Genomic DNA, 8,093 nt, shown 5'->3' on the forward strand with positions numbered 1-8,093 from the left:
TACCCGTGCCGCCGTTGAACGCCGCGCCGGCCGCCGCACCCAGCGCGGTGCCGACGGCCGCGCTGCCGACCGCGCTCGCGGTCGACGCCTGGCCCGCACTCACGCCGCCCGATTGCTGGAACGCGTATTGACGGCAGTTCGCATCGTCGGCGCGGAACTGGTCGAACGACTTGCCGGTGCCGGGCAGCGCCATCACGCTCGGCCCGGTCGGCATGTACGCGCACGCGCCGAGCAGGCCGGCCAGCGCCAGCGCGGCCGGCACGCGCAGAGATCGAAACACGGATTTCATCGTCGCGCCTCCGTCACTGCGGCCGCGCCGGCACCGATCGCCAGCCCGACTTGCAGGTCTTCACATACGGGTAGTAATGCTTCGACGCGTCGCAGTAGTACCAGACGTTCGCGTCGCCCTCGTCCTGCGGCTGCCCCTTCTCGACATACTCCGGCGGCGGCCCCGGATCGACGGGCACCGCGACGACGGGCGGCGGGTAGTAGTAAGGCGCAGGGACGACGGGGTAGTAATACGGGTAGCCGGGGCCGATATAGACCCCGACCCGGGCGGCATGCGCCACACCGCCCGTCGCGATCGCCACTGCGGCCACCGCGCCCAGTGCGAGCTTCAATCCATTCACGTCACGTTCTCCGGCTGGCGGTTCGTCGATGCGAACCCGACATACGGAACGCTACGCCGCGCACGATCCGTCATCCATTACGGGCGCACGCGCCAATGTTGCGCGGCGTTACCAATGTGACAGACCCCATCGGCCGCGGCCCGCCGGCACGACCGCTTGCGTTACGCGATAACGCACCGCAACGGTTCGGCCGCGCGCCGGCGCCAGGTTGCGCGCAGCCACCCAGGGTTTGCGCCCGCGTCGAACCGTTCCGATGACGCGACGCGCCATATTGACGCACGTGCGTCAGACCGCCACGCCGCGGCCGCGCGCGCCGCACGCAGCCTTCTTGATACGAATCAACGATTTACCCCGGAATCGCGCGCGACGGGCTGGACATCTGCGACGAGTTGGCGCATTTCGCGGTGCAACATCGCGGCACATACTCCAGCCAACCCCGACGCCCGTCCGCCGGGGTCCGCCGGCACCCGCCGGCGGGTATCGTCAGCCTCGGTCAACTGGTATGGACACCGCTCTTTCGGCCCTCGATCTGGCCCGCCTGCAATTCGCGTTCACCGTCTCCTTTCACATCGTCTTTCCGGCGCTGAGCATCGGCCTCGCCAGCTTCATCGCCGTGCTCGAATATCGCTGGCTGAAAACCGGCAAGCAGTACTACAAAACCCTCTGCCTGTTCTGGTCGAAGATCTTCGCGGTCGCGTTCGGGATGGGCGTCGTCTCCGGCGTCGTGATGAGCTACCAGTTCGGCACGAACTGGTCGGGCTTCTCGAGCTTCGCCGGCGCCGTCACCGGGCCGCTGCTGATGTACGAGGTCATGACCGCGTTCTTCCTCGAGGCCGGCTTCCTCGGCATCATGCTGTTCGGCTGGAACCGCGTGAGCCCGCGCGCGCACTTCGGCGCGACGCTGATGGTCGCGATCGGCACGCTGATCTCGACGTTCTGGATCCTCGCGTCGAACAGCTGGATGCAGACGCCGCAGGGCTTCGAGATCGTCGACGGCCGCGTCGTGCCGACCGACTGGTTCGCGATCATCTTCAACCCGTCGTTCCCGTACCGCCTGTTCCACATGGCGATCGCCGCGTTCATCGTCGCCGCGCTGGTCGTGGCCGCAACGGGCGCGTGGCACCTGCTGAAGGGCCGCCGCGACAAGAGCGTGAAGAAGATGTTCTCGATGGCGCTGTGGCTGCTGCTCGTGCTCGCGCCGCTGCAGGCCGTGATCGGCGACCAGCACGGCATCAACACGCTGAAGCACCAGCCGGCGAAGATCGCCGCGATCGAAGGACTGTGGGAAACCGAGAAGGGCGGCACGCCGCTGAACCTGTTCGGCATTCCGGACATGAAGGCGGAAACGACCCGCTACGCGGTGAAGGTGCCGCACCTCGGCAGCCTGATCCTCACGCACAGCTGGGACGGCGAGATCCGCGGCCTGAAGGAATTCCCGCCGGAAGACCGCCCGAATTCGACCGTCGTGTTCTGGAGCTTCCGGATCATGGTCGGCCTCGGTTTCGCGATGATCGGCCTCGCCGCGCTCGCGTGGCTCCTGCGCCGCCGCGGCCGTCTGTATGAATCGAAGTGGTTCCAGCGCTTCGCGCTCGTGATGGGCCCGACCGGCTTCGTATCGCTGCTCGCGGGCTGGGTGACGACCGAAGCGGGCCGCCAGCCGTGGGTCGTGTATGGCGTGATGCGCACCGCGCAGGCCGTGTCGCCGCTGTCGGTGCAGCAGGTCAGCCTGTCGATGATGACGTTCGTGATCGTGTACTTCCTCGTGTTCGGCACCGGCGTGTACTACATGCTGAAGCTGATGAAGGCCGGCCCCGCGCTGCCCGACGTGAAGCACGACGATACGCCCGACACGCGCCCCGATCACACCGCGCGCCGCCCGATGTCGGCCGTCGACGAGCCGCTCGAGACCGTCTGAGCCCACCCTTTCCGCATACGAGAAAACCTATGGACGTCACCGTAATCTGGGCCGCGATCATCGCATTGGGGCTCTTCATGTACGTCGTGCTCGACGGCTTCGACCTCGGCATCGGCATCGTCTTCCCGTTCTTCCCGGACGAGAAGGAACGCGACCTGATGATGAACACGGTCGCCCCCGTGTGGGACGGCAACGAGACGTGGCTCGTGCTCGGCGGCGCCGGGCTGTTCGCGGTGTTCCCGATCGTCTATTCGACCGTGCTGTCCGCGCTGTACCTGCCGCTGATCTTCATGCTGGTGTGCCTGATCTTCCGCGGCGTGTCGTTCGAGATCCGCGCGAAGGCGCGGCGCACGAAGCAGCTGTGGGATCTCGCGTTCATCGGCGGCTCGGCCGGCGCGACGCTGTTCCAGGGCATCGCGCTCGGCGCGTTCCTGCAAGGCATCAACGTGAAGGATGGCGTGTTCGCGGGCGACGCGTTCGACTGGCTCACGCCGTTCAGCCTGCTGACCGGCCTCGGCCTGATCGTGACCTATGCGCTGCTCGGCTGCTGCTGGCTCGTCGCGAAGACGGAAGGCGACCTGCAGCGCCGCCTGCATCGCGTCGTGTGGCCGCTGACGGTCGTGCTGCTCGGCTTCATCGCGGTCATCAGCCTGTGGACGCCGCTGCAGGATCCGGCCATCGCGCAGCGCTGGTTCGATTCGGGGCTGTTCTGGCGCCTGCTGCCGGTGCCGTTCCTGGTCGCCGGTTGCGCGGTGTGGATGCGCCGCGCGGTGCGCGCCCGGCATGACATGACCCCGTTCGTGCTCGCGCTGGCGCTCGTGCTGCTCGGCTACGTCGGCCTGCTCGTCACGCTGTTCCCGTATGCGATTCCTCAGACGATGACGATCTGGGAAGCCGCGGCGCCGCGTTCCAGCCAGACCTTCACGCTGGTCGGCGCAGCGGTTATCCTCCCGATCATCATCGCCTACACGACGATGGGTTACTGGGTATTCCGAGGCAAGGTGCGCCATGAAGACCAGCATTACTACCACCACTGATTCCGCCGAGCGCCCCGCTACGGCGCCACGGTCGCGGATGCGCGGCTGGATGTGGTTCGTCGTCCTGTGGGCGGGCGGCGTGATCGGGGCCGTCACGCTCGGCTACGCGTTCAAGATCTTCATGAACCTGACGCTGTTTGCGGTGAAGTAGGCGAAGCGGCTGCCGGGTCGAGCGACGATCCAGGCAGCCGTTTTCTCGTCGACGGCTCCAGCGTCGGCTGGACGCACCGGGCGCCGGACGCCAGGCGCCGCGCCGGCATTCGCGCCCATTCTCCGACCGGCGACAGCGCGCCCGCCGTTCCCTGTTGCTCCTTTGCGCCCCCGGCACCGGCACGTGCGCGCCGCTCACCGCTCGCACTTCGTCGTGCACATCGCCTTGTCCACTTCCGTGAAGAACGCCTGGTAGTACTCGGGCTCCATGACGGTCTTGGTACGCGAATCGCCGGCGCTGTCCCACACCGTACGATCGAATCGTGCACGCACGATCGCCCCGTGCGCGTCCCGCCCCGCCCGAACCGTCACGATCGCGGCCACGCGTTCATGGTCGGGCTTCGTCGGCAACATCCCGATGCGGGCCTTCAGCGCGCCACGCAACAGCTGACGCCACTTCGGGATCAGCGTGTCGCTGCGCCCCGCTTCCACCAGCCCCGAATCGCGATCGACCGTCACCGGCGCATAACCCTGCGCGCGCAGCACGCCGGCCACCGCGTCGAGCGTGCGCGCCTGCGTCGCATCCGCATAGCGGCGGTCGCTGAGCATGCGCAGCGTCTGCTGCTCGGTATCGGTCAGGTCGACTTCGGTCTGGCTCGAGCTGTAGCGCACCAGCGATCCGCCGTTGCCGATCTGCCGCTCGTTGTCCGGTTTCGTCGCACATCCGGTCAGCGCCGCGAACAGTCCCGCACAGGCAAGCGCCAGCGCGCCGCGGCCGCGCACGGGCGGCACTATGGCCGGGCGGTGCGTCGCACGCCGCACCGCGCGCCGGAGGCGAAGACGGTGGCGAATTCCGGTCGTCCGGGTGTCGGGTGGCGATATGATCGTCATCGGGGCGTGTTCTCCTGTCGGCGCCATGATAGGGAGGCGCCCCGACCGCCACAAACGACATTTTTTGACCCACTGTGTAGCTTTTCTTCGCGATCTCACGATGCGCCGATTGCCGCCCCTGAACGCGCTGCGCAGCTTCGAAGCTGCCGGCCGCCTGCAGAGCCTCACCCTCGCCGCCGACGAGCTGAACGTGACCCAGAGCGCGGTCGCGCAGCAGATCCGCGTGCTCGAATCGTTCTTCGGGCAGAAGCTGTTCGAGCGCGACGGACGTTCGTTGCGGCTCACGCCGCGCGCGCGGCATTACCTCGTCGACGTCGCGAGCTGCCTCGGCCGGCTCGCGCAGGCGACCGGGCAGATGTTCGAACCCGTCGGCGGCCATCCGGTGCGGATCAATGCGTCGGTGTCATTCGCGCACGGATGGTTGCTCACGCAACTGGCCGCGTTCCAGGCAGAACGTCCGGAGATCGACGTGCAACTCGTCACGACGCCCGACAACGAGCGCGACCAGTTCGACGAAACCTGCGACATCGTGGTCCGCCGCTATACGCCGGAGCTGCGCCGCAAGGGGTTCGTGTCGCGGCCGCTGCTTGCGACCGTCGCGGTGCCGGTGTGCGCGCCCGGCCACCCGGTGCTCGACCAGGCGCGTACGCCGGCCGACTTGCGCAACGCGCCGCTGCTGCATTACGCAGGCTTGCCGCAGGCGTGGCAATACTGGTTCCACCAGGCGGGCTCGGCCGTCACCGAGACGCTGCGCGGGCCGTTCTACCGCGAGTTCTTCCTGATGACCAAGGCTGCCGCGAGCGGGCTCGGCGTGTGCCTCGCGCCACGCGCGGTGGTGCGCGACGACATCGAGCACGGGCGGCTCGTCGCACTGTTTCCGGAAGTCCACCTGGAAGGGCCGCCGTTTCATTGCCTGTATCGCGACGACGACGATCCGTCGCTGCGCACGTTCGTCGACTGGCTGTTCGCGCGGGCGGAGGCGCTGGAGGGGGCGCCGCCGGGATAACCGGCGAGGAGTAGAAAGCAGGAACTGATGAAGCAGCCCGAGGCGGCTGCGCAGCCACGTCCGGCTAGGTGTTCTGCCGCACCACACCGAGCTTCAATCCCAGCATGCCGAAGATGCGGTTCATCGTCTGCACCGTCCCGTCGCTGCGACCTTGTTCGATATCCTGAATCGTCTTCGTCGACACACCGGCGAGCTTGGCCATTTCCGCGCTCGTCAGCCGCATCGTCTTCTTCAGATGACGTACCGATTCGCGCAACGGCCACTCGGGATGCGCGAGCACGTCTTCGATCGCTTGTCGTCGGAGCGAAAGCTGTTCGGGAAGCGGCAGCGCGTTATAGCGTTTGTCCATTGCGTCACCCGTGCCTAGCGCAACGCATCCAGCTCACGAGCCAACCGCTCGAGTCCCGGCTTCAGAAAGGCATGCACGTCGTGCTCCAGCCCGAGATCGGCACCATGATCGGCGATCTCCTGCAAACCCGGCGACATCGCACGTAGCCGTGCCCGCAACGCATCGCGATCCAACGCGACATGCGCTTCCTCAGCCTGCGGCTCACCAATTCGAACGATGGTATCCAGCACCCGCGCCCAATCCGGCTGCCCCCCGTCATTGCCTTCCCAGCGGATACGCCGCGCAATGCCATCCGGATGCAGATACATCGGCGCGAAGTCGTAAAGCGGCGTCAGGGCGACGCGTCCATCGAAGTCACGTTGCAACGCGGTGTTTCTCGCATGATTGTCCTTGTTGCCCAACGCGAGATTCGCGACATCGCGGCACAGGTATTCCGCCACCTCGGCCTGCGGGTCGGTGCATTGACGCGCGAGATGCCAGCACACCTCGTCGTGGCTCGGCACGACACCGAAGCCGGCCTTGTCCGTCAACGAAGCGATGCTTTCCTGGGCAAACCGGACGACACGACCGTCGATATGCGCCCGATCAAAACGCCGAATGAACAGCAAGCGATCATGTAGCGCCAGTGGCGCATGCACCCGCAAACCGAGACGCTGTGCCAATGCCATGTAGGGCGCCTCGTGGCGCAGAATCTGCGCAAGGTGCGCGTTCGCGCCGCGCCCGAACTTGACGATGTAGTGCTCACGCGCGCGTTCGTCCGGCAGCGTATGGTCCAGATAGAGCAAGCCGTCGTCAGCACGGGTCAGCAGCAGCTTCGGCCACTCGCCCTGTACACCCGAGGAGCCCGCAACGAAGAAGCCATGTGTGGCGAGATATTCGCTGAACGCGTCGCCTCGCGCGACAACCTCCTCGTCGGTAAAACCCTGCTGCGGCCCCTGACGTTCGGCCAGCCAATGCACGGCCTCCTTGATTCGCAGATTTCCGATCGAATTGGCAGCGCCTGCCAGCAGCAATGGCCAGTCGGCGCGTTCCTCGGCGGTTTCCGGTAAACCGAGACGGCGCAACAACTCCGCGCGGCCGAACCCTTGCGGCAACAGGTCGATCAGGAATACAGGCCAATGCGGCGTCTCCAGTGGCTCAAGACCAACCGGAAATCGACATGACATGGCGTGCGCATCGCGGGCGAGCTGATGCCGAACGGCCCACTCGACGTCGTAACCCGTATAAGCACGCGCTCGCCAGCCTTCGTCGGGCGTGCCGAACAAGGTGACAACACCAATGTCGTGCCAGGCACCGTCGGCGTGGAGTTGAATCGTACAGGAGTCGTTCATTTAGGCAGAAATCTACATAAATTATCCGGAGTGGCGCAGATAAAGTATATATATTTCCACCGAAATAGAAACTTTTGCCGTTGGGCTAACGAAGCTGAACCTGCGGGAAATCGCCCCCGGATTTACTTTTGCCCCCGCAGCGCCGCCTCGATCTTCCGATCGGTCTTGTACTGGCTCAGCGCATACACCGACCAGATCGCGGCCGGTATCCAGCCGATGATCGTGATTTGCAGGATCAGGCAGATGATTCCGGCAATCGGGCGGCCGATCGTGAAGAACTGGAACCACGGCAGCAGCAGGGCAAGCAGAAGGCGCATCTGGAATCCTCTCGAGACGTCACTGAACATTCGTGCATCGCCAATATGGCGAGTTGCCCGCGCCATTTCAAGTCCGCAACAGCCGATCACCGGGCGGGAAGCCGCAACCTCATGCCATCGGCCTAAGCCGAATCGGCCAGCCACCGCGCGACCCGCGCCACGAGCGGATCCGCTTCGTCGAAGCATTCGGCGCCCGCCACGCGCGGCGCGTCGCAAATCGCGAACACCGGCTTGCCCCACTGCAACCCGAGTGCGATCTCGGACAGCGTGCCGAGCCCGCCGCCCACCGCGATCAGGCACAGCGACGCACGCGCGACCAATGCGTTGCGCGTGATGCCGAGCCCGGTCGGCAGTGCGACGCTCAGATACGGATTCGCGAGCGTCGCATCGTCTTCCGGCAGCAGCCCGATCGCGCACCCGCCGGCCGCCTGCGCGCCGCGCGCGGCCGCCTCCATCACGCCCTGCTTG

9 protein-coding genes and 2 pseudogenes are annotated in these 8,093 nt (G+C 66.2%); 4 read left to right on the top strand and 7 right to left on the bottom strand.

Going from position 1 to position 8,093, the window contains the following annotated elements; translation table 11 throughout:
• Together G3N99_RS30025 and G3N99_RS30030 are read right to left on the bottom strand one after the other, a co-directional pair.
• Window positions 1-289 (bottom strand): annotated as a pseudogene (locus G3N99_RS30025) (hypothetical protein); the annotation flags it as partial.
• A gap of 13 nt (window positions 290-302) precedes the next feature.
• The gene (locus G3N99_RS30030) at window positions 303-629 is read right to left on the bottom strand and encodes a hypothetical protein (RefSeq protein WP_011353790.1); all 327 of its coding nucleotides are present in this window, start codon (window positions 627-629) and stop codon (window positions 303-305) included.
• Window positions 630-1,131: 502 nt separating this feature from the next.
• On the opposite strand from G3N99_RS30030, the gene G3N99_RS30035 reads away from it, so the two are divergent.
• Genes G3N99_RS30035 through G3N99_RS30045 form a run of 3 tightly spaced genes read left to right on the top strand, consistent with a single transcriptional unit; the run spans window position 1,132 to window position 3,732 of the window.
• Window positions 1,132-2,544 (top strand): cytochrome ubiquinol oxidase subunit I, encoded by a 1,413-nt coding sequence (locus G3N99_RS30035; RefSeq protein ID WP_011353789.1) that lies wholly within the window; start codon window positions 1,132-1,134, stop codon window positions 2,542-2,544.
• Window positions 2,545-2,573: 29 nt separating this feature from the next.
• Window positions 2,574-3,581 carry a cytochrome d ubiquinol oxidase subunit II gene (gene cydB, locus G3N99_RS30040; protein WP_011353788.1) on the top strand — a complete coding sequence of 336 codons (1,008 nt, stop codon included), beginning with the start codon at window positions 2,574-2,576 and terminating at the stop codon, window positions 3,579-3,581.
• Window positions 3,553-3,732 (top strand): hypothetical protein, encoded by a 180-nt coding sequence (locus G3N99_RS30045; RefSeq protein ID WP_011353787.1) that lies wholly within the window; start codon window positions 3,553-3,555, stop codon window positions 3,730-3,732. Before cydB ends, G3N99_RS30045 begins: the two co-directional genes overlap by 29 nt.
• Before the next feature lie 194 nt (window positions 3,733-3,926).
• On the opposite strand, the gene G3N99_RS30050 is transcribed toward G3N99_RS30045, so the two are convergent.
• Window positions 3,927-4,622, bottom strand: coding sequence for a hypothetical protein (locus tag G3N99_RS30050; RefSeq protein WP_206124188.1), 696 nt, complete (start codon window positions 4,620-4,622; stop codon window positions 3,927-3,929).
• A gap of 100 nt (window positions 4,623-4,722) precedes the next feature.
• Between G3N99_RS30050 and G3N99_RS30055 the strand changes: the two genes are divergently transcribed.
• A complete protein-coding gene (locus G3N99_RS30055) occupies window positions 4,723-5,628 on the top strand; it encodes a LysR substrate-binding domain-containing protein (protein WP_241011919.1) in 906 nt (301 codons plus the stop codon).
• 64 nt (window positions 5,629-5,692) lie between these two features.
• Here the strand turns inward: G3N99_RS30055 and G3N99_RS30060 are convergent, their stop codons facing one another.
• The 4 genes and pseudogenes from G3N99_RS30060 to G3N99_RS30075 form a co-directional block, all read right to left on the bottom strand.
• Window positions 5,693-5,977, bottom strand: a complete 285-nt coding sequence (locus G3N99_RS30060; RefSeq protein ID WP_174941966.1) for a helix-turn-helix domain-containing protein — start codon at window positions 5,975-5,977, stop codon at window positions 5,693-5,695.
• A 14-nt stretch (window positions 5,978-5,991) separates the two neighbouring features.
• A complete protein-coding gene (locus G3N99_RS30065) occupies window positions 5,992-7,308 on the bottom strand; it encodes a HipA domain-containing protein (protein WP_206124190.1) in 1,317 nt (438 codons plus the stop codon).
• 122 nt (window positions 7,309-7,430) lie between these two features.
• On the bottom strand, window positions 7,431-7,625 hold the full coding sequence (locus G3N99_RS30070) for a YqaE/Pmp3 family membrane protein (RefSeq protein ID WP_174942183.1): 195 nt from the start codon (window positions 7,623-7,625) through the stop codon (window positions 7,431-7,433).
• A 122-nt stretch (window positions 7,626-7,747) separates the two neighbouring features.
• Window positions 7,748-8,093, bottom strand: a pseudogene (locus G3N99_RS30075) (LOG family protein); the annotation flags it as partial.

The sequence above is a fragment of the Burkholderia sp. Ac-20392 genome (genome assembly GCF_017104585.1).
GTDB classification, from domain to species: Bacteria; Pseudomonadota; Gammaproteobacteria; order Burkholderiales; family Burkholderiaceae; genus Burkholderia; species Burkholderia lata.